The sequence below is a fragment of the Mesorhizobium sp. SEMIA396 genome, from assembly GCF_024518615.1.
Taxonomy (GTDB): domain Bacteria; phylum Pseudomonadota; class Alphaproteobacteria; order Rhizobiales; family Rhizobiaceae; genus Mesorhizobium.
In genome coordinates, this window is sequence record NZ_JANIFC010000003.1 from 305,091 (window position 1) to 330,903 (window position 25,813).

Here is a 25,813-nt window from a genome sequence, read left to right on the forward strand (position 1 = left end):
GATGCGCCCGTTCAAAATAGCGTGATCCGCCCTATAGCACCAATCGGGCGACGAGCGAGCTTTCCTTGACGGCCTTGCTCATTTGCCGCCGCGGCAGATCACGATCGGATCGGACATTGCGCTGTCGAAACCGCTGCCCTGATAGACGGTGACGTTCGCCGCGCCGGGCGGCAGCATGAAGCTGCCTTCGACGATTTTCTGGTCTCCGGCCGGCATGTGGAGAGCCCAGCTATAGGTGCAAAACTGAGGCGGCGCCTGGGGTTCGACGTGGCTGCAGTTCAATTGCGCGCCACCCAGCATGGCGGCGCCGCCGCAGCTGACGGCGTCCTTTGCGAGCGCAATGCCAGGCCATCCCGCGATGGCCGCCACGGTCACGATCTTCAGCCAATTCATCGTCCCATCCTTGCCCGGCAACAGCCTGCTACCTGAGCCTTTTTATGGTGTCGCAGCACATGCGTCATTTTTTCCAGGCGGGCTTAGTCCGTCTTGCGCACCGCGTCCAGCGGGATTATGTGCATGATGATAATAAGCATGCTCACTAAAAGTTGCGCCTTAGAACCTCAGTACCTTCCATGCCATCGTCACCCAACATCAGCTTCGTGCTGCACGATGTCGCGCGCCTGCTTCGAAAGCGGTTCGAGCAGAGGTCGCGGGCATCGGGGCTGACCCGCGCCCAGTGGCAGGTGCTCGCCTATCTCTGCCTGCATGAGGGCATCCACCAGAACAAACTGGCCGATCTTATCGAGATCACGCCGATCACGCTCGCCCGGCTGCTCGATAAGATGGAGGCACGCGGCTTCATCGAGCGCCGGCCCAATCCCGCTGACCGCCGGGCATGGCTGCTCTACCTGAAGCCGCAAGCTTATCCGCTCATCGAAACCATGCGCACCAATGGGCAGAAGACGCGGGACGAGGCCTTTGTCGGTCTTTCCGCGGATGCCCAGCTGCATCTGCTGCAAACCCTATCCCTCATCAAATCCAATCTGCTCGCGGCTTGCACCCAGCCTGCCGCCGACCGGGAGAAAACACATGGCTGAATCAACCTCACCAAAGAAGCCTGCCGAAGAAGACGGATCCTCCGCCGGCCGGGCGCGCGACCAGATCATCCGACTGGACAGCGAACGCGAACAAAGGCGAGCCGGCACCCTCATCGGCAATGACGAGCTCGAAGCACCGGTCGCCCTGGAGCCGGCGGCGCTCGAGGCGCCGTCCAAGGAGCCACGGCAGGCCACGGTTGCGGTGGCGCCTCCGGCGCCGGTCAAGCCCAAGCGCGGCCGGGCACGGCCGATCCTGTTTGCCCTGCTTCCGGTCGCGCTGGTCGTCGGCGGCTATTACTACGTCATCGGCGGCCAGGTCATGACGACCGACAACGCCTACATCCAGGCGCAGTCGCTCGGCGTTTCCACCGATGTCTCCGGCACTGTGTCCGAGATCGACGTGCACGAGAACGAGGCGGTGAAGAAGGACCAGGTGCTTTTCCGGCTGCGGCCGGCCTCTTTCGAAACCGCTCTTGCCGCCGCCCAGGCGCAGCTCGGCACTGTGCGCAACCAGGTGCTGACCTTGCAGGCGAGCTACCAGCAGTCGCAGGCGCTGATCGAGCAGGCGCAGGCCGACATCCCCTATTACGAGGCCGCTTTCCAGCGCCAGCAGGATCTGCTCAAGACCTCCACCTCCTCCAAGGCGACCTTCGACAGCGCCCAGCACGACCTCGTCGCCGCCCGCCAGAAAGTGTCCGTTGCCCAGGCGCAGGCACAGGCGACGCTTGCCCAGCTTGGCGGCGACGCCAGCCAGCCGGTGGAGAAGAATCCGTTCTACCTCCAGGCGCAGTCGGCGGTGGACGACGCCCAGCGCAATCTTGCCGATTCCATCGTCAAGGCGCCGTTCGACGGCATAGTCACCAATGTCGACGCGCTTCAGGTCGGCAAGTACCTGCCGGCTTCGCAGCCGGCCTTCAGCCTGATTTCGGCGACCGATCTGTGGATCGCGGCGGAGCCGAAGGAAACCGAACTGACTTATGTGCGGCCGGGACAGACGGCGACGATCAGCGTCGACAGCTACCCGGGTGCCGTCTGGCACGGCACGGTCGCCTCGATCAGCCCGGCGTCATCGTCGAGCTTCTCCTTGCTTCCGGCGCAGAACACCACCGGCAACTGGGTCAAGGTCGTGCAACGCATTCCGATGCGCGTGACGTTGGACGATCTCCAAGGCAAGCCGCCGTTGCGTGGCGGGATGAGCGTCGTGGTCGGCATCGATACCGGCCACGCGCGCGGCCTGCCGGACTTCGTGACGGACCTCCTCGGCCGGTTCGGACAAAAGTCATGACCGGCGCGTCCGCGACAGGTGGCGTGGTCGCCAATCGCGGCGCCATCACCGCCTGCGTGATCCTGGCCGTGATCATGCAGGCACTGGACACGACCATCGCCAATGTGGCGCTGCCCTATATCCAGGGTAGCGTTTCGGCGAGCGCCGACCAGATTAACTGGGTGCTGACGTCCTACATCGTCGCGGCGGCCGTCATGACGCCGCCTTCGGGCTATCTTGCCAATCGTTTCGGCCGCAAGCGCATCCTTTTGATCTCCATCACCGGCTTCGTCGTCGCGTCGGTGCTGTGCGGCTTCGCGCAGTCGCTGCCGCAGATCGTCGGCTTCCGCCTGCTGCAAGGCCTGTTCGGCGCAGCCCTGGTGCCGCTGGCGCAGAGCATCCTGCTCGACATCTACAGCGTCGAGGAGCGCGGCTCGGCGATGGCGCTGTTCGGCGTTTCGGTGATGGTCGGGCCGGTGCTCGGGCCGGTCATCGGCGGCTGGCTGACCGAGAATGTCAGCTGGCGCTGGGTGTTCTACATCAACGTCCCGATCGGGGCCCTGGCCTTCGCCGGCGTCTCGATGTTCGTCCAGGAAACCAAGACGGACCTTAAGGCCAGGCTGGACTGGCTGGGCTTCGGCATGCTCAGCGTCACCATCGCATCGCTGCAGATGTTCCTCGATCGCGGCGAGCAGCTCAACTGGTTCTCGTCGTCCGAGATCATCGTCGAGGCGCTGATCTGCGCGTCGGCCTTCTACATCTTCCTCGTCCACACTTTCACCGCCAAAAACACCTTCGTGAACCCGCGGCTGTTCCTCGACAGGAATTTCGCCGTCGGCATGATCTTCATCTTCATCATCGGCATCACCTATCTGGCCTCGCTGGCCCTGATGACGCCCTATCTGCAGACGCTGATGGGCTATCCGGTGGTGACGGCCGGCATCGTCATGGGGCCGCGCGGTCTCGGCACCATGGCTTGCATGTTCCTGGTCGGCAGGCTGATCGGCAAGGTGGACACGCGCTGGCTGCTGTTGACCGGCCTGCTGGTCACCGCCTGGGCGATGTACGACATGACCGGCTGGACCCCTGATGTGTCGCAATGGACGATCATCAGCACCGGCTTCATCCAGGGCGCTGGCCTGGGTTTCCTGTTCGTGCCGCTGACCACCATCACCTTCGCCACGCTGGCGCCGGAGCGGCGCGCGGAAGGCACAGGCCTTTACAATCTGTCGCGGAACATCGGCTCCAGCGTCGGCATATCCGTCGTCACCGCGCTGTTGACGGAGAACGTGCAGATCAACCACGCCAACATCGCCACCTATGTGACGCCCTACAACCAGGCTTTCAGCAATCCGGCCATCTTCCAGGCGATGGATCCCTACAGCGCCGCGGGCCGCGCCGCGCTCGACGGCGTGGTGACGCTGCAGGCGACGATCATAAGCTATATGAACGACTTCAAGCTGATGATGATCCTGTCGCTTGCCGCCATTCCGCTGGTTCTCTTGCTGCGCAAGCCGGCGACGCCAGCCAAGGTCGACCACAGCGCCGTGATGGAGTGATGTTTTGGTCGAGGGCCTTTTGTTGAAGCAAGTTTCGAATGCGTCACCGTCGACAAAATGGAAATACAACGTATGGCGACGTCGTCGGCTGTCCCGTTGCACGTGATGCTAGGTTGCCCAAGTATCCAGCTGATTGAGGACGGCAATCGCCGGATACGATTTCCTGCCGGGATAACTTTGGCGGTAGTAGGCATTCCAATAGCTTGTCGCCTTAGCGCGTATTGCACGCATTACCTGCCGGTTCTGCCGGACGAAACTGGCGTAAGCTGTCTGATCGAAATACGGCATCGCCAAATGGATATCGTCGAGAATTTCGACGACGTACTCGCCTAAGAGAAGAACGATGAATGGAATCGTCCAAGGCTCGTTCAGCGGAAGGATAATTTTGGCTGATTTTTGCCTCAGATAACCGTCTGTCGAACGTGTCAGCAAGCACTGCGACCCCGGCGAAAAGCTAGCGAAATCGACAGCTACGGTCGGCAGAAAATGCAACCGATAGGGAATGTAGATGCTGATCCCATCAGATGTGAGATGCCTCGAGGTTGTTCGGTAAGTGTCGTCGACGATGGGAGTCAATTCCTCAGCAGCTATATCGCCAAGCGCTCCAACTCCGAAAGCTGACTTTGCGGCATTTGGGAAAGGCTTGCGTTGGGTAAACCAATCCACGTCGTGTTCCTAACAAGGCTACGAAATCGATATGCAGTCAGTATGTCACATCTGCGGGCGCTAGGTGAGCGTTGTCTCTCTACCCCTCAACCGCGTTGGCAGTCGCATCGCGACGCCACATTCCGGTGCGCGGCGGTCCGTGCCAGCTTACGGCTAACCGGCATCTCGGCTACCCCTGCAAGCGCTCCGTTCAGGTATTTGTCCTCTACGGTCTTCGGTCCATGAACCAAAAGAAACCGGGTCCTGTGAGGGACAGGACCCCGGCCGATGCCGATACGACTTCCCAAGAAACATGGCACCTCGTCATGAGGTGGGGATGGCAGGCCCGAGAAAGCCCCAACGGACCTGCCTTGATCCCCTTTGCCGAAAGCCGTTACTTCGGCAACAGCACCTTGTTGACGACATGGATGACGCCGTTCGACTGGTTGACGTCGGCGATCGTCACTCGCGCCTCGCCGCCTGACTCATCCATGATGTAGAGCTTGCCCTTCTTGACTTCAGCGGTCAGCGTGTCACCGGAGACGGTTTTCATCTCGTACTTGCCGCCCATCGCTTTGGCCTTCTTCATCATTTCGGCGCCCGAAATCTTGCCTGCCACGACATGCGCGGTCAGCACCTTGGTGAGCTTGCCCTTGTTCTCCGGCTTCAGCAGCGTGTCGACGGTGCCCTTGGGCAGTTTCGCAAACGCCGCGTTGGTCGGGGCGAAGACTGTGAACGGGCCAGCACCCTGCAGCGTGTCGACCAGGCCGGCGGCCTTGACCGCGGCGACCAGCGTCGTGTGGTCCTTCGAATTGACGGCGTTCTCGACGATGTTCTTGGTGGTGTACATCGGCGCGCCGCCGACATTCGGGTTTTTGGCATAGGCGGGCGCGGCAATCGCCACGCCGGCGACGAACGCGGAAAGGGCGATGGTCCTGAATGACGGCAAGCGCATATGGTCTTCCTCCGGGTGAGGGCTGATCGGAATTGATAGCCTTTGGAAACGCACAGGCAGTCACGCCGCCGGCGGGGCGCAAGTTTCGCCGATCACAGGAACGTGATGCCGAAAGCGGCTTGAACGAAAAAGCCCCGCGCGAGGCGGGGCTTTGAAGGATGGAGAAAGCGCTGCGCCTTCTATTCGGCCGGTGATGGTTTCTTTCGGAACAGCGCGACCAGATTGTCCCACAGCTCGATCTTGGCGCCCTGGCGCTTCATGATGATGCCTTGCTGCAGGATCGACAGCGTGTTGTTCCAGGCCCAGTAGATGACCAGGCCGGCCGGGAAACCCGCCATCATGAAGGTAAAGATGACAGGCATCCAGGTGAAGATCGCCGCCTGCGTCGGGTCCGGCGGCGTCGGGTTCATGCGCATCTGCAGGAACATGGTGACGCCCATGATCAGCGGCCATACGCCGATCATCAGCATATGCGGCAGCGTGATCGGAATGAGGCCGAACAGGTTGAACAGCGATGTCGGATCGGGCGCGGCCAGATCCTGGATCCAGCCGAAGAACGGCGCATGACGCATCTCGATGGTGATGTAGAGCACCTTGTAGAGCGCGAAGAACACCGGGATCTGCAGCGCCACCGGCCAGCAGCCGGCGATCGGATTGATCTTCTCGGTCTTGTAGAGCTCCATCATCGCCTGCTGCTGCTTCATCTTGTCGTCCGCGTATTTCTCGCGGATCTCGAGCATTTTCGGCTGCACCTTCTTCATGTTCGCCATCGACGCGTAGGACTTGTTGGCGAGCGGGTAGAAGATGGCCTTGACGATGACGGTGGTGGCGAGGATGGCCAGACCGAAATTGCCGAAGAATTTGTAGAGCGTGTCGATCAGCCAGAACATCGGCTTGGTGATGAAGTGGAACCAGCCCCAGTCGATCAAAAGATCGAACCGCTTGATTTGACGGTCCTCTGCATAGGCGTTGATCTTGCCGACCTCCTTGGCGCCGGCGAAGATCTCGCTCTCCACCGTCGCCGATTGACCCGCGGCAACCGTTATCGGGTCGGTCAGGAAGTCGGACTGATAGCGGTGGCGGCCGTCCTCGAAAAAGGCGTAGCGCGGCTGGAACGGCTGCTTTTCGGTCGGCACCAGCGTCACCGCCCAGTATTTGTCGGTAATGCCCAACCAGCCGTCAGTCGACTTGCCCGGCGTGAACTGCTTGTCCGATTCGATGGACGCGTATTTGTGCTCCTGCAGGCCTTCGGTGCCGGTGAAGCCGATCAGGCCCTCATGCAGCACATAGGTGCTGGCAACGAGCGGCTTGTCGAAGCGGGTGACGCGGCCGTAATTGGACAGCGAGACGGCGGCCGTGCCCGCATTCTGCACCGTGTCGGACACCGTGAACATGTAATCGGTGTCGACGGAGAAGGTGCGCTTGAAGGTCAAGCCCTTGTCGTTCGAATAGGTCAGCGTGACCGGGGTCGTCGGCGTCAGCGTCGCATTGCCGTCGACGGTCCACACAGTCTCCGGACCGGGCACCGCACCGGTCTTGTCGTTGCCGACAAAGCCGATCTCGGCATAATAGCCATTGGGCAGTGCCGCCGGGTTGAGCAGGCTGATCTCGGGCGAGTTCTTGTCGACCGTCTCGGTGTAGTGCTTGAGCTTGAGGTCGTCGAGGCGGGCGCCGGTCAGGTTGATCGAACCCTCGAGGCTCGGCGTGTCGATCTTCGCGCGGGTCGTCGTGGCGAGCGCCTGTTCGCGGCCGGCCGGCGTCACGGCGTCGGTACCCGGTGCATTCGGAATGGCGCCAGGTGCGGCGGGCGTTCCGGTGTCGGTACCGGCGGCCTTCTTCTGCTCCTCGATGCGCTGCTGTTCGACGCGGGCCGCCTCGCGCTGGGCTTCGCTGCGCGGCAACACGTAAAAATATTGCCATACCGCAAGGATCAGCACCGACAGCGCGATGGTGATGAAGAAGTTCCGGTTGTTTTCCATCGAAAGCCCTTGGCCTATCGTGTTCCGCGCAGTCGGCGGGAGAGTTCGGCCTTCAACTGGCCGAACGGAGTGGTAAGCACGTCTTCGCGCCCGACGATGACATAATCATTGCCAGGCGCCATGTCACTTGCAGCATGCGTACGGATGGCTTCTCGCAGCCGCCGCCGGACACGGTTGCGGACAACCGCATTGCCGACCTTCTTGGTGACGGTGTAGCCGACGCGCGGCGACAGGCCGTCGCCGCGGTCGAGAACTTCAACGAGAAAAAGCCGCCCGCGTCGTTTTTCACCACGACGGACAGCCAGGAATTCCGCGCGCTTCAGAAGCCGCTTGGGATTTGGTCCCACTGGCTTGCCGGTTGCGGGCAACGATCTCGTCTTCCGTTCAGGCGCTGAGCCGCTTGCGGCCGCGGTTGCGGCGAGCTGCGACGACGCCGCGACCACCCTTGGTGGCCATGCGGGCACGGAAGCCGTGCCGACGTTTGCGGACGAGTTTAGACGGTTGGTAGGTACGCTTCATTTGTTTTAATACCGCGGGGTGCGGCCCTTCTTGATTCTGTCACTGTGTAACAGGAGCTTTGCCGGGCCGGCTTTGGCGCGATCGAAACCGCGCCGGGACGAATGGCCCGAGCGTGTGCGGGCTTATAGAAAGAAGGCTTTTGGAAGTCAATCCGGAGTCGTAGGGCGCAATCCGGCTCCGTTCAGACCGGTTTATGTTTGCGACCAAGGATGAAATTGGCAAAAAAGCCGTAATCGCCTAATCTGCGTTGATCAAGTGATCGTGAAGACATTAGCCGCATGAGCGAAACCATACAGGCACAGGAAGGGATCGGCACGGTGGCGTCCACCGAGGCGCCAGCGGCCGTGCGCACGGTGCCGCTGTCGCGCGGCCTGTCGACCAAGCTGCTGCTGCTGACCATCGTCTTCGTGCTTCTGGCCGAAGTGCTGATCTTCCTGCCCTGGATCGCCAGCTACCGGCTGAACTGGCTTAAGGAACGGCTGAGCACGGCGGCTGCGGTGTCGATCGTGCTGGTGCAGGGTGAGCCCGCCTCGCTGTCGCGCACGGCCCAGAACGACGTGCTGATGGCGATCGGCGCCAAGGCGATCGCGGTGCGCGACGGCGGCGTCTCGCGGCTGCTGGTGGTGGCCGAAATGCCGCCGAAGGTCGACGCGCACATCGATATCGCCTCGATCGGCATGATCAAGGGCATGACCGGCGCGCTCGACACGTTGTTTTTCGGCGGCGACCGGATGCTGCGCGTCTTCGGTCCGGTCGGTGACTCGGACAAGGAGTTCGAGCTGATCATGCCCGACAACAGCCTGCGCAATGCGATGCTGCGCTATTCGCGCAACGTCGCCTTCGTCTCGCTGCTGATCTCGCTGTTCACCGCCATGCTGGTCTACGCCGCCATCGACCTGATCATGATCGGGCCGATCCGGACGATGACGCGCTCGATGCTGTCCTTCTCCGAGGCGCCCGACGATCCCGGACGGATCATCCATCCGGCTGCCCGCGCCGACGAGATCGGCGTTGCCGAGCGCGAGCTGTCGCAAATGCAGGAGCGGCTGCAAAAAATGCTCTCCGAGCAGAAGCATCTTGCCGACCTCGGCCTTGCCGTCTCCAAGATCAACCATGACATGCGCAACATCCTGGCCTCGGCGCAGCTGATGTCGGACCGCCTGCGCCAGGTCAAGGATCCGACCGTGCAGGCCTTCGCGCCGAAACTGCTGCGCGCACTCGACCGTGCCGTGTCCTATTCCGAAGGCGTGCTTCACTACGGCCGCACGCAGGAGCCGCCGCCCGCGCGCCGCCGGCTCCGGCTGCGGCAGCTGGTCGAGGACGTGCAAGGCCTGCTCGACATCGAGCAAGGCATCGAGTTCGTCAATTCGGTCGAGCCGGCCTTCGAGGTCGATGCCGATTCCGACCAGCTGTTCAGGGTGCTCACCAATCTGTGCCGGAATTCCGTGCAGGCGATGGCGGCCGACAGCGAAAACGCCCTGGTGCGCCGCCTGGCGGTTTCGGCCGTGCGCCTGGGCAGCGTCAGCCGCATTGCCGTCAGCGACACCGGACCCGGCCTGCCGCCCAAGGCGCGGGAAAACCTGTTCGCGGCCTTTCGCGGCTCGGCGCGCAGCGGCGGCACCGGCCTTGGCCTGGCGATCGCGCACGAACTGATCCGCGCGCATGGCGGCACGGTGGAACTGGTCGAGAGCATTGGCGGGCGCACCACATTCGCCGTCACCATCCCCGACCAGCCGGTCCGGCTCGACCAGGCCCGCAACAGCCTGCGCCGCCCCGCCTGACGGTTTTGAGCGCTGGGTCTCCAATGAGCAGGAACCGGCTCGACTTCGGACCGTTGCCAGGCGCCGGAATCCCAGCCTTCATCGCCGGCCAAGGCACTTGTGACAAAACTTTTGCCGGATCGGCTTGCTTTTCCGAAATTCAGTCGCTAGGGAACACGTCTCGTCGCGACCGGTCGTTTACGATCGGATTGCGGGGTCATGGAAAGCATGGCCTGTTGCGCGCCCGTAGCTCAGCTGGATAGAGCACCAGACTACGAATCTGGGGGTCAGGAGTTCGAATCTCTTCGGGCGCGCCATTCCATCCAGCTGAAATTGCTTGCCTTTCAGGCCTCGCCAATCAACCGCATCGGCATGAATTCCTGACGAATGGTGGCCCGCCTGTTGGTCAACAGACGATTCGATCAGATTCGCACGGATCGGGCTGGCGGTCATCGCGGTCGCTGGGTACACGCATGAGGCACCGGTGTTGGTGTTGTCGGCTCCCAACGCAAAACCTAGGGAATGACTGTCCGAAAAAAGGCCGTTTTCAACTGCCGCCGATTCCTCGCGTTCTCATACATGCTGATCGGCGGGATGAGGCGCGCTCTCGCTCCGGCCCTCGCCCGCACCTCGAATTTGGTGCGCTTCAACTCCGGAAGAGTCTTCTGATGCTGCAGATGATCCAGCACGGTCTTCTGCGCGACGTTGCCAAACCCCCAAAGGCGCCTGCAAGCAGGGGCCTCTGTCTTCGACATGGGCCGTCACGTTCGATCTCGGTTGCCGGCGGACGATGCCGGCGCGCTCCCGGCTCGCACCTCCTGGAGCAGCAGCAACAGGTCTGCCTTGGCCCAAAGCAGATAGCAGACAAGCAATGTCAGCGGCGCTGCGACGAGCGTCCAGGAAGCGCCCGACCATACCAGTTGCAGGGCACCGCCGCTCCCCACCGCGGCCGAGACCAGCGGCGGCAGACGGCTGGCCAGAACGGCACTCCGGAACGGATTGGGCCAGCTGGCTGGCCAGCCGGGCAACGGCTTGCCGTCCTCGAAGGCGCTGCCGAACTTGCCGAGCGCATGCAGCAAGCCCGAGGTCGCCGCAAGCACAGGTTCGCCGAACAGGAACAGGGCGATGCCGAGTCCGATCGCCCCGACCCCCGACGTCATGTCGCCAAGGCGGTTTAGGGACACGTCTGGGGACGGCTTCCTGGCCCATGCGCGGCAGTAGATCTCGCCGCTCCAGAAGAAGACCAGCGTGGCCAGGGTGAGCGACAGGGCAGCGATGCTGCCAACGAAATAATCGAGGAGCGCGGCATGGCCACTCACGGCGGAACCCGGCGGCACGGCAACGATCTGGACCATGACGCCCGTCGCCAGCCCGAGCCCATTGCCGAGATTGTAATATCCTCCGGGACCTACCATGCGTGAACGGATTGCCGCGGCGAAACGCGACAGGCCTGAAGTGTCGCCCGGCTCTCCGGCGGCATCGGGAAGGTCATGCATGATCATTGATAACGAACCCCGCGATCAGGCAGCGCACGCAGAAGACGTGCTGGATCATCTCGATCCGAGCAGCAGACAGTTGGCCCGCACCTTCGACATTTCGATGTTTCGACAAAAGCTGGTGTATGTGGCGCGCGGTGAGACCAGCTTAGATCAGACCGCGGTCGATCGGGCTTCCTTAGGTGTTCGGCTCGGTCGTCATCGTGCTCTCGTCGTTTTCCGCCCTGTTCAGATTGGCGCAGTGCGGGTGAGCGTTGGCGGGGACAATCTCATAACCGGCTGCGATCAACTGGAGACTCATCTCCTCGAAGTGACGCTTCGAGCCGCTGACGATCGATTCAGGCGTGTAGTTCCAGCCGTTGCGGGCAGCATTGGCCAAGATGCTGGCATAGGCATGCACGCTGGCGATTTTCACGTTTGATTCCAGCAACTGTCGGCACCCGCTTGCGAAAGAAGGTGACGGTTGGGCGGAATAGCCCAAGGCCGTGCATGCCAGCACTATGGATACAGGACGCATGGAACCCCCCTTAGCCGATTGTTTGTTGCCGTCGGGGAAGCTTGCGCCGTGCGAGCCTGCGGCGGAATCGGGCAGATGCGGTATTCGGCCTAGTGCATTTGTAGCATTCTTCTGTAGCATTCTTCGGCTACGGAGGGGTTTCCAAGGACGGGGGTCCACAATGGTGCTCGGCGCTTCGAAAGCTCAAACGCTTGTCGCATTGTCGGGTCGTGAGCGCGAGGTCGCGGAAAAATTTGCCGCCGGCCTGACCTATCGGGAGATCGGCAAGGCGCTTTTCATTGCTCCGGCCACTGTTCGCACTCACCTTGCGACCATCTACGGAAAACTTGGGGTGCGGACCAAGATCGGGCTCGCGGCGTACTTTGCCGGCGCTTCCGGCGCCAGGCCAGGCGGGCTGTCACCCCATCAAAGCGAAAAACCGCGGCTGGCGGTGATGCCGGTCAAGGGTCAGTTCGGCAAAACAAGGACCGATGCGGATGCATTGACGCGCGCGTTGACCGCAGAGCTCGGACGCTTCTCCCAGATCGGAATCGTCGCAGCGGCCACAATGTTCGCGCTCGCGAAGCGGCATCTCACTGTCAAGGAAATCGGCAGGACCACGGGAGCCAACTATGTCCTGGAGGTCGCGGTCCATAGCCAAGACAAAGCCATGCACGCCTTCGCGCATCTCGTGGACGCCGAGGAGGAAGTCGAGGTCTGGAGCGCAAGATATGATCTCGCCCAGACGTCATCGCATGACGAATTGACAGGCGTGATCAGCGGAAACCTCTTCCAGGTGTTGATGAAGCACGCGGCAGGCCCGCCCGCCCTCGAGGAAGCAATTCAGCACCACAAGCTCTATCTGAAGGCGTTTTACCACGTCGAACGGCCGACGGCGAAAGGCATGGTCGTAGCGCGGCGTCTCTGTGAAAGGCTCCTCGCCGCCGAGCCAGAGCATGCATTGATAAGGGAGACTCTTGCCTGGGTCGATTTCCACTCCTGCTTCAACGGATGGTCCATTGAACCCATCGAGGCCTTTCGCCGGGCTGGTGATGAGGCTCGGGCCGGACTTTGTGGCCATGACCGGGAAGCATCTCTGCACAGTGCTCTCGGATTGGCCGAGACTTATCTCGGAAACTTGCAGACGGGCCTTGGCTGCCTGTGGCGGGCCATCGCACTCAATCCGAACGATGCAGAGTGCCGTACCTGGCTGGGAATTGGGCTAACTTACGCCGGAGATCTCGAAGGTGCACAGGCAGCTTTCGCGCGGGCCAACCTTCTCAGTCCGAATTATCATCCGATCTTTCTGTTCAGGGGCGATGCCGAATACGCCGGGGAGAACTATAACGCCGCGACTGCCTCGTTTGATCGATTTCTGATGGTCCTGCCTGAATACCACTGGGCACGGCTCCTGCGGGCTGCATCATACATGGGGATGGGCGATCTCGAGTCTGCGCGGAAGGACGTGTCGTTCGTCTCGCGCGAGTCGCCCAGGTTGACCGGCGAGTATGTCGATCGATTGCAGCAAGCGCGCGGTCCGGAGTTTAGAAATAACCTGTGGTCACGCCTCAGCGCAGCAGGACTGCCATGGAAGTGACCTATCGAGGATGACATTGGGCGCATAAGGTCCGGTTGCGTGTCAACTTGCGTCATGGCGGGCTCCAACCCGAACGGCGGGAACGAGTGACGGCCTGCGACTGCACGGCGGTGGCAGGATGGCTGGTCAACACCGGCCACGCAATGGACTAAGCATTCGGGCGGCGCCTACGCGGGTCACCAGGACGAAGCTCGGCAAAGCGGCGCAGAATGCTGCAGAGCAAATCTTCGCAGCGCCGTCGTCCAATCTGCGTGGTAAGACCGCGACAGGCGGAACCAGCGGAGCCCGATTTGACCATTCCCCATACCCGCATCAAACGCGCTTTGATCACCGGGGCCGGCGCGGCCGACGGCATCGGCTTTGCCATTGCCCGGCAGCTCGGCTATGCTGGCCATGCCGTTTTTCTCACCGGTGCCAGTGCGCGTGTGCTTGATCGCGCCGTTGGGCTCCGTGCAGAAGGCATCGATGCCAAGGCCGTGGTCGCCGATCTCACCATCGCTGCCGATGTCGCGCGGCTGCGGGCCGATGTCGGGGCGGTCGATATACTGGTCAACAATGCCGGCATGGGCTCGCTGGCATCGCCATCGGTCGACAAGACGTTTCTCGCCATGACCGAGGCCGACTGGGACCAGGGGATCGACGTCAGCCTGAAGACGGCATTCCTCGTCACGAAGGCCTTTCTGCCGGCGATGGTCGAAGCGGGCTACGGGCGCATCGTCAATGTGGCGTCGGTCACCGGCCCGCTGGTGTCTTTCGAAGGCACGGCAGCCTATTCGGCCGCCAAGGCCGGCATGGCCGGCCTGACGCGCACACTGGCGCTCGAAGTGGCGAAAAACGGCATCACGGTCAACGCCGTCGCTCCCGGCTGGATCGAAACGGGCTCGTCGAGCGAAATGGAGCGGCAAGCCGCCCTGCATACGCCGCCGGCGCGGGCCGGGCGGCCGGATGAAGTGGCCGCCGCGGTGGCATTCCTGGCCTCGGAAGGCGCCAGCTATGTCAATGGCGCGCTGCTGGTGGTCGACGGCGGCAACAGCCTTCAGGAGCGCAAGGGCTGAGAACTCTGCGGCTTCGCCGGAACGACCGGTGTTCATGATCGGACAGCGGGTCCGGGCTCTCACTACATCGTGCGCCAGCGCAGCTTCTATCGTCACCGTCGACTGCTCGATCTCACTTGACCTTCCAGCTGCTGGAACCCTTAGGGTCACGCGAGGTCTTCCGGCGGGCCTTTCATCGAGAGCAAGGAGCGGAGAAATGCATCGACGCGGATTTCTGACGGCAAGCCTGGCGACGGTTCTGGCGAGCCCGCGTGCGCTGGCGCAGACGAAGATGGACGATATGTCGATGCCCGGCATGGGCGGCCATGCCGGGCACGACATGGCCGCGATGGTGCAAGACGCGGTCACCCTGCCCGAAGGCCAGGCGTTGCGCGCCCTGCAGGTGCTTGCCAACGAAGCCGACCGGCCGGGCCTGCTCAGGGCGAGGCTGACGGCGGCACCGGCCATTGCGAGGTTCGCCGAGGGGCGCGACACACCGATCCTCGCCTATAATGGCATCAGCCCGGGGCCGCTGATCGAGGCCTTCGAAGGCGACCGCGTCGAGATCACATTTGCCAACCGCATCGATAACGAGGTGAGCACCATCCACTGGCACGGCATGCCGGTGCCCGCCGACCAGGACGGCAGTCCGATGGATCCGGTTGCGGCGGGCACCGAGCGCGTTTATGCCTTCGAGCTGCCGGAAGGCTCCGCAGGCTCCTATTGGTACCACCCGCACCCGCACGGCAAGACGGCAGAGCAGGTCTATCGGGGTCTTGCCGGCGCCTTCGTCGTCAAGGCCAAGGCCGATCCCATCCCGGCCGAATATGGCGACACGGTGCTGGTGTTCACCGACCTCAGACTTGCCGCCGATGGCTCGATACCGAGCAACAGCATGAGCGATCTGATGAACGGCCGCGTTGGCGACCACGTGCTGGTCAACGGCCAGAAGAATCCCAGGCTCTCGGTGGCAAAGGGCGCCAAGCGACGCCTGCGCCTCTACAACGCCACCAACGCACGGTTCCTGAAGCTTGCCTTCGACGGCGCGACGATAACAGTCATCGGGACGGATGGCGGGCTGCTCGCGGCGCCGGTGGCGGCGGACGAGATCCTGCTCAGCCCGGGCGAACGCCTCGAGTTGGTCGCATCCTTCGACAGGCCCGGCCCCATCACCCTCGATACGCTCGGCTACGACCGTGGCTGGATGGGTCCCGGCCGCCCGGCCGATGCGGGGCTGACGCTGCTGACGGTCGATGTCTCGGAGAACGAAGCCGAGGCGGTGCCGCAGCTGCCGGCGCGGCTGCGGCCGATCGCACCGTTCGCCGACCCTGTCCTCAGCCGGCGGCTCGTTTTAACGGAGACCATGGCGATGAAACCCACCGGCATGGAGATGGGTTTCCTGATCAACGGCAAGGCCTTCGATATGGGACGCGTCGACTTCGTCGCCAGGGCCGGCGAGATCGAGCTCTGGGAGATAGTCAACGAGGCCGACATGGACCATCCCTTTCACGTCCACGGTACTCAATTCCAGGTCGTCGAGCATGAGCGCGACGGCGCGGTGTCCAAGCCGCCCTATCTCGCATGGAAGGACACGGTGAACGTCGCCCGCGGCGAGACGGTGCGGCTCCTGCTGCGCCAGGATAGGCCGGGGCAGCGCATGTATCACTGCCACATCCTCGAGCACGAGCAGCTCGGCATGATGGGCGTGCTCGATGTCATGGCATGAAGTTCGGCATCGCGTTCGGAGCGGTGGTGCTGGCGCTGGCCGGTTCGCTGAGCCTCTCCTCGCCGCAGGCGGTCGCCTCCAGTGATGAGATCGTGGCCGCACGCCAGGCCTCGATGAAGGCTATGGCGGCGGCAGCGAAAACCATCGCCGAGATGTTCGGCGGCAAGCGCGCCTACGACGCCGCCAGCTTCAAGGCGGCGGCGGAGGCGCTCAGCGCCCGTACCGGACCCGCCCTGATGGCTGAATTCCCGGCGGGAACGCTGGGCGCGCCGTCGGGCGCCAAAGCGGAAATCGATCAGGCGCGGCCGGAGTTCGAGGCGCTCGCCAGTCACATTGGCGAACTCGCCGATGCATTGGCAGCCAAGGCCGAAACCGCGCCTGCCCGGATCACCGGGGACATGCGCATGGGCGCGATGACGTCAATGGACGGGGGCAGTCTGCTCGGCAAGCGGCTGAAGACAACGGAGGCGGATCCGGCCGGATTGCCGGCGGAGCATCTTCTGCACCTTATCCTCCAGGATTGCTCAAGCTGCCATTCCAAGTTTCGGCAAAAGGTGAAGTGAGAACCGGCGATCACACCGCCATTTGTTGCCCTCTTGTGCAGCGATGCGGAATGCCAGGAAGGCCACCTGTATCAAGACGCCTTCGCCAGAAAATTCCGATAATCCGACTTGGCCTGCAGCAGGCGCAGCACATTGTCTCGCGAGCCGCGCACATGGGCGCGTGCCAGCGTGCCGGCTCGGGCAGCGTCGCCGGCGCAGATGGCATCGACGATCTCGGCGTGCTCGTCGCGGGCGATCTTCCATTCGTCCAGCCACAGGAGTTCGGTCCAGACGTAGTGCTGGCACTTGTCGAGGATGCCGCACAGCATGTTGTGCAGCATGACGTTGCCGCTGATTTCGGCGATGACGCGGTGCAGGTCGATGCCGACTTCCAGTTCCTGGAATTTTTCCCGGTTCGTGCGTTCCGGAATGGCTGCCAGCCGTTCGCATTCGGCCAACATGGCGCGCAGCCGCGCCTTGTCCTGTTCCGTCGCGGCCGTTGCCGCAAGTTCCGTCGCATGGCCGTCGAGCAGTTCGCGGATCTCGAAGGCCTCGCGGAACATGTTGATGTCGAACTCGGTGACGACATAGCCCTGGCGCGGCCGGCCGGTGACCAGCCCGTCACGCTCGAGGCGATTGAAAGCCTCGCGCACCGGGGTTCGGCTGACCGTCAGCTTCGCCGCGATGTCGTTTTCGGTGACGCGGGAGCCCGGCGGGATCTGGCCGGTCACGATCATCGCCTTCAGCGCGGAGTAGACCGAGTCGCGCAGCGTATTTTTGGTTTCCTTGGCCAAGCTTCCCTTCCCACTTCTCCGGCCTTTCAGCCGGAACACGCATAGCTGTAGCCGCAGTCGGCGCAATTTGCCACGCCTCCGGTGAAGCCGTCCCTCACCAACCTGGTCCGGCACGAAGCGTACATTTCGAGCGCGCCGGCGGTGTTGACAACATCGATCGCTAGGCTACACTCAAAATTGTATACAAAATAGCATGCCAAATCAAAAACAATGGGAACACCGGTTGGAGAGCCGAAAAATGAACAGAACCAGAAACGTTAGCATCGTTGCGATGGCGGGCCTCATGGCTTCGTTCGCAGCCCCCGCCATGGCGGGCGACACCATCACCGTCGCCTCATGGGGCGGCACCTACCAGGAGGCGCAGACCAAGGCGTTTTTCAAGCCGACCGCCGACGCGCTCGGCATCACCATCAAGGAAGACACCACCAACGGCCTCGACGACGTCCGGCTGCAGGTGACCGGCAATGCGGTGAAGTGGGACATCACCGAACTTGGCGCCGACGAATGTGCGCGCGGCTCGAAGGAAGGGCTGTTCGAAAAGCTCGACTACGGCATCATCGACAAGAGCGGCATCAACCCGAAGCTTGTCCACGACGACTGGGTCGGCATTTCCTACACCTCGGTCGTGCTGATCTACCGGACCGACGTATTCGGCGACAAAGGCCCGAAGACCTGGGCCGATTTCTGGAACGTGGAAAAGTTTCCGGGACGGCGCGCGCTGAGCGGCAGCCAGGCGACGGAAACGCTGAGCGTTGCCGCACTGGCCGAGGGCATTCCGATCGACAAGGTCTATCCGGTCGATATCGACGGCGCGTTGAAGTCCGTCGACAAGATCCGCGGCAATGTCGACGCCTGGTGGACCTCCGGCGCCCAGGCCATGCAGCTGGTTAAGGACGGCGAAGTCGACATGGCGAGCATCTGGAACGGCCGCGCCGGCACCTTGAAAAAGGAAGGCGCGCCGATCAGCTTTTCCTTCGATCAGGGCGTGCTGACCGCCGACTGCATGGTCATCCCGAAGGGCGCCAAGAACAAGGAGGCGGCCATGAAGGCGCTGGCGATGTTCGTCAGCCCGCAATTGCAGGCCAATCTGCCGCTCTATGTCGACAATGGCCCGGTCAACGAGAAGGCTTTCGAGACTGGCAAGATCCCGCAGGACAGGATCAAGGACATCAATTCGGCGCCCGAAAACGTCAAGAAGCAGGTGTTGCAGGATGCAGAATTCTGGCGCGACAACCTGGTCGAGGCGACGGAAAAGTTCAACAATCTGATCCAGCAATAGGCTGCGGCCGCAATCCAAACCACGGCAGGGCGACGCCTCGCCCTGCTTTCGCCGCCTCAGCCCCTGGGAGAGAAAAATCTTGTCCATTGCGCCATCCGCGTTGCCGATCGGCATGCGCGGGATCGAGAAACGATTTGGCAGCGTGCCTGTGCTGCGCGACCTCAACCTCGATGTCGAGGCTGGTGAATTCCTGACGCTGCTGGGGCCTTCCGGTTCCGGCAAGACGACGCTGCTGATGATCCTGGCCGGTTTCGTGCGGGCCAATGCCGGCTCGATCAGGGTCGGCGGCGACGAGATCATCACCACGCCGCCGCACAAGCGCAACATCGGCATGGTGTTCCAGAACTACGCGCTGTTTCCGCATATGAACGTCTTTCACAACATCGCCTTTCCGCTGAAGCAACGCGGCGTCGCCGCCGCCGAGACGGCCGAGCGTGTCGAGAAGGCACTCGATCTGGTGAAATTGCAGGGACTGGGCGAGCGCCGGGTCGACCAGCTCTCCGGCGGCCAACGCCAGCGCGTGGCGCTGGCGCGCGCCATCGTCTTCGAGCCGCGCATCGTGCTTATGGACGAACCCTTGTCGGCGCTCGACAAGGGCCTGCGCGAGCACATGCAGATCGAGCTACGCGCCCTGCATCGGCGGCTCGGCATGACCACCGTCTATGTCACGCACGACCAGCGCGAAGCCATCACCATGTCGGACCGCATTGCTGTCATGAACGGCGGACGCATCGAACAGCTCGACAAGCCCGAAAGCCTCTACGCCAGGCCGCAAACGCAATTTGTAGCAGGCTTCATCGGCGAATCGAATTTCATTCCGGTCGAGTGCCGCAACGGCTCCGTCTGGTACGAGGACCGAAGAATCCATACGGCGGCGGCGACGCCGGCGGCAGGCCAGTACCTGATGGTGGTGCGGCCGGAAAAGCTGCGGCTCTTGGCAACCGCCGAACCGACAAGCGGCGTCAACGTGCTCAACGCGACGCTCAGTGACATCATCTATCAGGGCGACAGCTTCGTCTGCTATGCCGTGCTGCGCGACGGCCGGCAGCTGACTTTGCGCGACTATTGCCGCAGCGATGTGCTGGCGAAAATGCCGGCTCCCGGCCAGCCGGTCAGCTTCGGTCTCGATGCGCACGACACGATCCTGGTGGCGGCAGACTGATGAGCGCGCAGACCGCCCTCATGCAGGAGACCGGCAGCCCAGCAGGCCGGGAGCTCAACACGCAGGCACTTCGCGCCGACGCCCGGCGTGAATCACTACGGCTGCTGGCGCTGCTGTCGCCGAGCCTGTTGCTGGTCTTCGCCATCATCATCGTGCCCATCGGCTGGCTGTTCTGGCTGTCGTTGTTCGACGAAGCGGGCGGCTTCAGCGCCGCCAATTATGCGCGATTCTTCGAGCAGGCCTCCTACATCAAGACCTTTGTCACCACCTTCAAGGTCGCCTTCATCGTCACCGGCGCCTGCGTGCTGCTTGGCTATCCCCTGGCCTACATGCTGTCGCAACTGCCGCGCCGGGCGGCGTCGATCTGCCTGATCTTCGTCATCCTGCCGTTCTGGACATCGGTCCTGGTGCGCACCTATGCCTGGCTGGTGATCCTGCAGCGCAAGGGCCTGATCAACAGCTGGCTGATCGACCTCGGTGTCATCAGCCAGCCGCTATCGCTCGCCAACAATTTTTCGGGCGTCGTCATCGGCATGACGCATATCCTGCTGCCGTTCCTGGTGCTGCCGCTTTACGCCTCGATGAAGACAATCGACACCGACTGCCTGCGCGCCGGCATGAACCTCGGCGCCGGCCCGGCCGCCACCTTCCGGCAGATCTTCTTTCCGCTGTCGCTGCCCGGCCTCGCCTCGGGCGTGGTCATCGTCTTCGTGCTCTGCCTGGGCTTCTTCGTCACGCCTGCGCTGATGGGCGGCGGCAAGGTCATCATGTGGGCGATGCGCATGGAACAGACCACCAGCCTCTATTCCAACTGGGGCGCGGGTGCAGCACTCGGCGTGGTGCTGCTGGTGGTCACGCTGGCGCTTCTCGGCCTGTTCCAGTGGCTGCTCGGCGCGCGCGCCACAGGTGTGTGGAGTTCGCGATGAGCGAGGATTTTGGCCTGCCTATCTCGCACCGGCAACGGCTGTGGCTCTATTGCCTCGGCGGCCTCGTGCTTCTGTTCCTGATCGCGCCGTCGATCATCATCGTCATCATGTCGTTTTCGGACTCGACGCTGCTGCAATTCCCGCCGCAGCAATGGTCGCTGCGCTGGTACCAGACCTATTTCGGGTCGCTGGAATGGCGCGACGCGACGATCGTCTCGGCCAAGGTGGCTGTCATGACGGTGCTGGTGGCGACACCGCTCGGGACCGCGGCCGCCTATGCCATCAACCGGGGCACGCTGCGCTTCAATGGCACCATCAACGCGCTGCTGACGGCGTCGCTGATCGTCCCGGTGATTCTGATCGGCATCGGCACCTTCTTCCTCTATGCGCGCATCGGGCTCAACAACACGCTGACCGGCCTGGTCATCGCGCACACGGTGCAGGCGCTGCCGCTGGTGGTGCTGACCGTGCTTTCCGGGCTGCGCTCCTACGACATGAACCAGGAGCGGGTGGCGCGCAGCCTCGGCGCCGGCCGCGTCGCCGCCTTCTGGCAGGTGACGATGCCACAGATCCGCTTCTCGATCGTCTCGGGCGCGCTGTTTGCCTTCATCACCTCCTTCGACGAAGTGGTGGTTTCGCTGTTCATATCGGGCGGCGAGACCACGACATTGACGCGCCGCATGTTCAATGCGCTACGCGATCAGATCGACCCGACGATCGCCGCCATCTCGACCTGCCTGATCGTGCTCTCGGTCGTGCTGTTGTCGGTTGCGCAGATTTTCGGCCGGCGGCATTGATTTCACCAGACGAATTCGCAGAAGTGACCATGGGATATCCAGACAGAATGCGTGATTTCCAGTTTCCCGGCCGCTCGCCGGTTCGTGCCACCGAGGCGGTTGCCGCGACCTCGCATCCGCTTGCAACCCTTGCGGCCATCGACATGCTGCGCTCCGGCGGCAATGCCATGGATGCCGCGGTCTGCGCCGCCGCCGTGCAGGGCGTGGTCGAGCCGCAATCGACAGGCATCGGCGGCGACTGCTTCGTGCTCTATTCTCCCGGGGGACAAGGCAATGTGCTGGCCTTCAACGGGTCCGGCCGCGCGCCTGCCAGGGCGACAGTCGACTGGTACCGCGAAAAAGGCTTCGACCGCATCCCGTTGCAGGGGCCGCATGCGGTCACCGTGCCGGGTGCCGTCGATGCCTGGAGCCGCCTGCTCGAAGACCATGGCCGCAAGGGCCTTGCCGAGGCGCTGGCGCCGGCCATCCACTATGCCGAGAACGGCTATGTCGTGCACGACCGCGTCGCCTTCGACTGGGCCGAACCGGAAACCGATCTGTCGGCCGACGAGCACGCCACGCGCATCTTCCTGCCCGGCGGCAAGGCGCCGAGGGCTGGCGACGTCCACCGGCAGCCGGAACTGGCGGAGACCTTGCGCATCATCGCCAAACATGGCCGGTCCGGTTTCTACGAAGGCGCTGTCGCCGACGATATGGTGAGTCGGCTCAATGCATTGGGCGGACTTCATACGGCCGAGGATTTCGCTGCGACCAGAGGCGACTATGTGGCGCCGGTCAGCACCTCCTATGGCGGCCATGACATCCACCAGATGCCGCCGAACAATCAGGGGCTGACGGCGCTTTTGATGCTCAATTTGCTGTCGGGCTTCGAGCTTGGCGGGCTGGATCCCAATGGCGCCGAGCGCCTGCATCTGGAGATCGAGGCCGGGCGCCTGGCCTATCGCGACCGCGACCGTTATGTCGGTGATCAGGACCATGTCCCGGTGCCGGTCAGAGAGCTGCTGTCCGGCGCCTATGCCGACCGGCTGCGCGCCGAGATCGACCGCGACCGCGCCATGACGCATCTGCCGCGCGTGGACCTGCCCGGCAGCGACACGGTCTACATCTCCATCGTCGACCGCGATCGCAACGCGGTCTCCTTCATCAACTCGACCTATTATTCGTTCGGCAGCGGTGTCGTCGGCCCCAAGTCCGGTGTCGTGCTGCAGAACCGCGGCTCCAGCTTTCGCCTCGATCCAGCGCATCCGAACGCGATCGCACCGGGCAAGCGGCCGATGCACACGATCATGCCGGGCATGGCGACGAAGAACGGCCGCGTGGTGATGCCGTTCGGGGTCATGGGCGGCGGCTATCAGCCGTTCGGCCATGTCCATCTGCTGACCAACATGATCGACTTCGGCATGGACCCGCAGCAGGCGCTGGATGCGCCGAGGGTGTTTTACAATGACGACACCGTGGAGGCCGAGCGTGGCGTTCCCACTGATGCAATCGAAGGCCTGCGCGGGCGCGGCCACCGCATAGCCGAACCGCATCATCCGCTTGGCGGCGGGCAGGTGGTGCTGATCGATTGGGAGAAGGGGACGCTGACCGGCGCTTCCGATCCGCGCAAGGATGGTTTGGCGCTTGGCTACTGAGGCGATCCGTTGTCCAATGGCGTATCCATATCGAGGCAAGCCCGTCAGCGGGGCTTCCACCAATAGTCGTTCGAAATCCAGCCGGTGATCATGACCCAAACCGAAACCCACGCAGACCTCTCCCGCCGTCTCGCCGCCGGCGCCGACGATGCGCCCGCCATCCTGGCACCCGACAGGGCGACGCTCAGCCATGGCGAATTGCGCAGCCTGATCGCCGATACGGCAAAACAGCTGCATGCGCGCGGCATCGGCCGCGGCGACAGGGTGGCGATCGTGCTGCCGAACGGGCCCGAGATGGCCACCGCCTTCGTCGCCGTGGCGGCCGCCGCCTCGACGGCACCGCTCAACCCCGCCTACCGGGCCGACGAGCTCGATTTCTACCTCACCGACATCGGCGCCAAGGCAATCCTTGTCGCGGAGGGCGAGACCGGACCGGCGGTGACGGTGGCCGAACGCCTTGGCATCGGCGTGCTGCGGCTTGTCGTGCAGCCCGCCACACCCGCCGGCAGCTTCATGATCGAGGGCGCAGCGATCGGACCGCAGGCCGCGCCCGACATGGCGCAAGACAGCGACATTGCGCTGCTGCTGCATACCTCCGGAACGACATCGCGTCCAAAACTGGTGCCGCTCAGCCATGCAAACATTGCGGCCTCGGCTGCCCATATCGGCGGCACGCTTGGCCTGACGCCAGATGACCGTTGCCTCAACATCATGCCGCTGTTCCACATCCACGGCCTGATCGCGGCCGTGCTGTCGTCGCTGGCTGCCGGCGGCAGCATCTACTGCACGCCGGGTTTCAACGCGCTGCGCTTCTTCCAGTGGCTGAGCGAGGCGCAGCCGAGCTGGTACACGGCGGTGCCGACCATGCATCAGGCGATCCTGCCCCGCGCGGCACGCAACACCGAGGCGCTGGCGGCGGCGCGTCTGCGCTTCATCCGCTCATCCTCGGCGTCGCTGCCGGCGCAGGTGATGGCCGAGCTGGAGGCGACCTTCGGCTGCCCGGTGATCGAATCCTACGGGATGACCGAGGCCGCGCACCAGATGGCCTCGAACCGGCTGCCGCCGGGCCAGCGCAAGCCGGGCAGCGTCGGTGCCTCCGCCGGTCCGGCCGTGGCTGTCATGGCGCCTGACGGGCGGCTGCTCGCAGCCGGCGAGACAGGCGAGATCGTCATTCGCGGACCCAATGTCACGACGGGTTACGAGAAGAACCCGGATGCCAATGCCACGGCTTTCGCGCATGGCTGGTTCCACACTGGCGACCAGGGCGTGCTCGACGAGGACGGCTATCTCAGGGTCACCGGTCGGCTCAAGGAGATCATCAACCGCGGTGGCGAAAAGATCTCGCCGCTCGAGGTCGACGACGTGCTGATGGACCATCCGGCGGTGGCGCAGGTCGTCACCTTCGCCATGCCGCATGACAAGCTTGGCGAGGAGGTGGCCGCGGCGGTTGTGCTGCGCGAAGGCATCAGTGCCACCGAGGGCGACATTCGCACCTATGCCGCGACACGGCTTGCCGATTTCAAGGTGCCGCGCAAGATCCTGATCCTGGACGAGATCCCCAAGGGTGCGACCGGCAAATTGCAGCGCATCGGCCTCGCCGCCAAACTCGGGCTTTGACGATGAAGATCACCATCTTCGGCGCCGGCGCGATCGGCGGCTATCTCGCGGCCAAGCTCGCCATCACTGGGCGGACCGATCTTTCGATCGTCGCGCGCGGCGCCCATCTGGAAGCCATCAAGGCGGACGGCCTGCGCCTGATCGAGGATGGCCAGGAGATTTCGGTCCCCGTCCGGGCCGCCGCCAAAGCCGACGAGCTTGGCGCCCAGGATTACGTCGTGCTGGCGCTGAAGGCCCATTCTCTCTCCCCAGCCCTTGACCAGATCGCGCCGCTGCTTGGGGACCACACATCAGTCGTCACCATGCAGAACGGCGTGCCCTGGTGGTATTTCCACGGCGTCGGCGGGCCGCTCGAAGGCACCAGGCTGAACGCGGTCGACCCCGGCGGCGCGATCTGGCAGCGGATCGGACCGGACCGCGTTATCGGCTCGGTCGTCTATCCCGCCGTCGAGGTCGATGCGCCGGGCCTCATCCGCCATGTCGAGGGCAAACGTTTCTCGCTCGGCGAACCCTCCGGCGAGCGCAGCGAACGGGTTACGCTTCTGGCCGAGGAAATGGTCAAGGCCGGCTTGCAAGCGCCGGTGCGCGAGGACATCCGCAGCGAAATCTGGGTAAAACTGTGGGGCAATCTCTCCTTCAACCCGATCTCGGCGCTGACCGGCAGCACGCTGGCCGCGATTGTCGCCGACGATGGCACCCGCGCGCTCGCCCGCACCATGATGCTGGAGGCGCAGGCGATCGGCGAAAGCCTCGGCGTGCGTTTTCCCATAGCGGTCGACCGGCGCATCAAGGGCGCCGGCGATGTCGGCGAACACAAGACCTCGATGCTGCAGGACCTGGAGCGCGGCAGGCCGATGGAGATCGACGCGCTGGTGAGCGCGGTGCAGGAACTTGGCCGGCTCACGGACAAGCCGACCCCGACCATCGATGCCGTGCTGGCGCTGGTGCGGCGGCTGGCGGTGGAACGCGGGTGTTATCGGTGAGGTGGAAGGACA

Annotated in this window: 24 protein-coding genes and 1 tRNA gene; 16 read left to right on the forward strand and 9 right to left on the reverse strand. The window is 63.5% G+C overall.

Features of this window, described 5'->3' with window-relative positions:
* Window positions 1-78 precede the first annotated feature (78 nt).
* A complete protein-coding gene (locus tag NP503_RS10970) occupies window positions 79-414 on the reverse strand; it encodes a hypothetical protein (RefSeq protein WP_245456764.1) in 336 nt (111 codons plus the stop codon).
* A 158-nt stretch (window positions 415-572) separates the two neighbouring features.
* Between NP503_RS10970 and NP503_RS10975 the strand changes: the two genes are divergently transcribed.
* Genes NP503_RS10975 through NP503_RS10985 form a run of 3 tightly spaced genes read left to right on the forward strand, consistent with a single transcriptional unit; the run spans window position 573 to window position 3,860 of the window.
* Window positions 573-1,037: a MarR family winged helix-turn-helix transcriptional regulator gene (locus NP503_RS10975; RefSeq protein ID WP_127267224.1), complete on the forward strand. Its 465-nt coding sequence runs from the start codon at window positions 573-575 to the stop codon at window positions 1,035-1,037.
* Window positions 1,030-2,322, forward strand: a complete 1,293-nt coding sequence (locus tag NP503_RS10980; RefSeq protein WP_127267225.1) for an HlyD family secretion protein — start codon at window positions 1,030-1,032, stop codon at window positions 2,320-2,322. The genes NP503_RS10975 and NP503_RS10980 overlap by 8 nt, the downstream gene beginning before the upstream one ends.
* Window positions 2,319-3,860 (forward strand): DHA2 family efflux MFS transporter permease subunit, encoded by a 1,542-nt coding sequence (locus NP503_RS10985; RefSeq protein WP_127271421.1) that lies wholly within the window; start codon window positions 2,319-2,321, stop codon window positions 3,858-3,860. The genes NP503_RS10980 and NP503_RS10985 overlap by 4 nt, the downstream gene beginning before the upstream one ends.
* 108 nt (window positions 3,861-3,968) lie before the next feature.
* Here NP503_RS10985 and NP503_RS10990 read toward each other — a convergent pair whose 3' ends face one another.
* From NP503_RS10990 to rpmH, 5 genes are all read right to left on the reverse strand, one after another.
* Entirely contained in the window at window positions 3,969-4,526 is a 558-nt protein-coding gene (locus NP503_RS10990) for a hypothetical protein (protein ID WP_127271419.1), read from the reverse strand.
* A gap of 373 nt (window positions 4,527-4,899) precedes the next feature.
* Entirely contained in the window at window positions 4,900-5,460 is a 561-nt protein-coding gene (locus tag NP503_RS10995; RefSeq protein WP_127271417.1) for a fasciclin domain-containing protein, read from the reverse strand.
* A gap of 179 nt (window positions 5,461-5,639) precedes the next feature.
* Window positions 5,640-7,439: a membrane protein insertase YidC gene (yidC, locus tag NP503_RS11000; protein ID WP_127270245.1), complete on the reverse strand. Its 1,800-nt coding sequence runs from the start codon at window positions 7,437-7,439 to the stop codon at window positions 5,640-5,642.
* Between the two features lie 14 nt (window positions 7,440-7,453).
* Window positions 7,454-7,807, reverse strand: a complete 354-nt coding sequence (rnpA, locus tag NP503_RS11005) for a ribonuclease P protein component (RefSeq protein ID WP_127270243.1) — start codon at window positions 7,805-7,807, stop codon at window positions 7,454-7,456.
* Between the two features lie 16 nt (window positions 7,808-7,823).
* Window positions 7,824-7,958, reverse strand: a complete 135-nt coding sequence (rpmH, locus tag NP503_RS11010; RefSeq protein WP_008833937.1) for a 50S ribosomal protein L34 — start codon at window positions 7,956-7,958, stop codon at window positions 7,824-7,826.
* A gap of 278 nt (window positions 7,959-8,236) precedes the next feature.
* Here rpmH and NP503_RS11015 point away from each other — a divergent pair, with 278 nt between their 5' ends.
* Window positions 8,237-9,739, forward strand: coding sequence for a HAMP domain-containing sensor histidine kinase (locus tag NP503_RS11015; protein ID WP_127271414.1), 1,503 nt, complete (start codon window positions 8,237-8,239; stop codon window positions 9,737-9,739).
* A gap of 219 nt (window positions 9,740-9,958) precedes the next feature.
* Window positions 9,959-10,035: transfer RNA gene (locus NP503_RS11020), tRNA-Arg, on the forward strand.
* 444 nt (window positions 10,036-10,479) lie between these two features.
* On the opposite strand, the gene NP503_RS11025 is transcribed toward NP503_RS11020, so the two are convergent.
* A complete protein-coding gene (locus tag NP503_RS11025; protein ID WP_206517401.1) occupies window positions 10,480-11,220 on the reverse strand; it encodes a hypothetical protein in 741 nt (246 codons plus the stop codon).
* 172 nt (window positions 11,221-11,392) lie between these two features.
* Complete coding sequence (locus tag NP503_RS11030; protein WP_127268797.1) at window positions 11,393-11,629, reverse strand: hypothetical protein; 237 nt, start codon at window positions 11,627-11,629, stop codon at window positions 11,393-11,395.
* A 262-nt stretch (window positions 11,630-11,891) separates the two neighbouring features.
* Here NP503_RS11030 and NP503_RS11035 point away from each other — a divergent pair, with 262 nt between their 5' ends.
* The 4 genes from NP503_RS11035 to NP503_RS11050 all read left to right on the forward strand — a co-directional run bounded on the left by NP503_RS11035 (window position 11,892) and on the right by NP503_RS11050 (window position 16,630).
* Window positions 11,892-13,307 carry a LuxR C-terminal-related transcriptional regulator gene (locus NP503_RS11035; protein ID WP_164748690.1) on the forward strand — a complete coding sequence of 472 codons (1,416 nt, stop codon included), beginning with the start codon at window positions 11,892-11,894 and terminating at the stop codon, window positions 13,305-13,307.
* A 290-nt stretch (window positions 13,308-13,597) separates the two neighbouring features.
* Window positions 13,598-14,362, forward strand: coding sequence for an SDR family NAD(P)-dependent oxidoreductase (locus NP503_RS11040; protein WP_236383082.1), 765 nt, complete (start codon window positions 13,598-13,600; stop codon window positions 14,360-14,362).
* A gap of 196 nt (window positions 14,363-14,558) precedes the next feature.
* Window positions 14,559-16,067, forward strand: coding sequence for a multicopper oxidase family protein (locus NP503_RS11045; protein ID WP_127268799.1), 1,509 nt, complete (start codon window positions 14,559-14,561; stop codon window positions 16,065-16,067).
* Window positions 16,064-16,630, forward strand: a complete 567-nt coding sequence (locus NP503_RS11050) for a cytochrome c (RefSeq protein ID WP_127271413.1) — start codon at window positions 16,064-16,066, stop codon at window positions 16,628-16,630. Before NP503_RS11045 ends, NP503_RS11050 begins: the two co-directional genes overlap by 4 nt.
* 71 nt (window positions 16,631-16,701) lie before the next feature.
* Here NP503_RS11050 and NP503_RS11055 read toward each other — a convergent pair whose 3' ends face one another.
* The gene (locus NP503_RS11055; RefSeq protein ID WP_127268040.1) at window positions 16,702-17,403 is read right to left on the reverse strand and encodes a GntR family transcriptional regulator; all 702 of its coding nucleotides are present in this window, start codon (window positions 17,401-17,403) and stop codon (window positions 16,702-16,704) included.
* Window positions 17,404-17,641: 238 nt separating this feature from the next.
* On the opposite strand from NP503_RS11055, the gene NP503_RS11060 reads away from it, so the two are divergent.
* From NP503_RS11060 to NP503_RS11090, 7 genes are all read left to right on the forward strand, one after another.
* Window positions 17,642-18,682, forward strand: coding sequence for an ABC transporter substrate-binding protein (locus NP503_RS11060; protein ID WP_127268039.1), 1,041 nt, complete (start codon window positions 17,642-17,644; stop codon window positions 18,680-18,682).
* 79 nt (window positions 18,683-18,761) lie between these two features.
* On the forward strand, window positions 18,762-19,844 hold the full coding sequence (locus NP503_RS11065; protein ID WP_127268038.1) for an ABC transporter ATP-binding protein: 1,083 nt from the start codon (window positions 18,762-18,764) through the stop codon (window positions 19,842-19,844).
* Window positions 19,844-20,770 carry an ABC transporter permease gene (locus tag NP503_RS11070; RefSeq protein WP_127268037.1) on the forward strand — a complete coding sequence of 309 codons (927 nt, stop codon included), beginning with the start codon at window positions 19,844-19,846 and terminating at the stop codon, window positions 20,768-20,770. The genes NP503_RS11065 and NP503_RS11070 overlap by 1 nt, the downstream gene beginning before the upstream one ends.
* A complete protein-coding gene (locus tag NP503_RS11075) occupies window positions 20,767-21,567 on the forward strand; it encodes an ABC transporter permease (RefSeq protein WP_127268036.1) in 801 nt (266 codons plus the stop codon). Before NP503_RS11070 ends, NP503_RS11075 begins: the two co-directional genes overlap by 4 nt.
* A 47-nt stretch (window positions 21,568-21,614) precedes the next feature.
* The gene (ggt, locus tag NP503_RS11080; protein ID WP_127268035.1) at window positions 21,615-23,201 is read left to right on the forward strand and encodes a gamma-glutamyltransferase; all 1,587 of its coding nucleotides are present in this window, start codon (window positions 21,615-21,617) and stop codon (window positions 23,199-23,201) included.
* Between the two features lie 90 nt (window positions 23,202-23,291).
* On the forward strand, window positions 23,292-24,818 hold the full coding sequence (locus tag NP503_RS11085) for an acyl--CoA ligase (RefSeq protein ID WP_127268034.1): 1,527 nt from the start codon (window positions 23,292-23,294) through the stop codon (window positions 24,816-24,818).
* 2 nt (window positions 24,819-24,820) lie between these two features.
* The gene (locus NP503_RS11090; RefSeq protein WP_127272486.1) at window positions 24,821-25,801 is read left to right on the forward strand and encodes a 2-dehydropantoate 2-reductase; all 981 of its coding nucleotides are present in this window, start codon (window positions 24,821-24,823) and stop codon (window positions 25,799-25,801) included.
* Window positions 25,802-25,813: the final 12 nt, after the last annotated feature.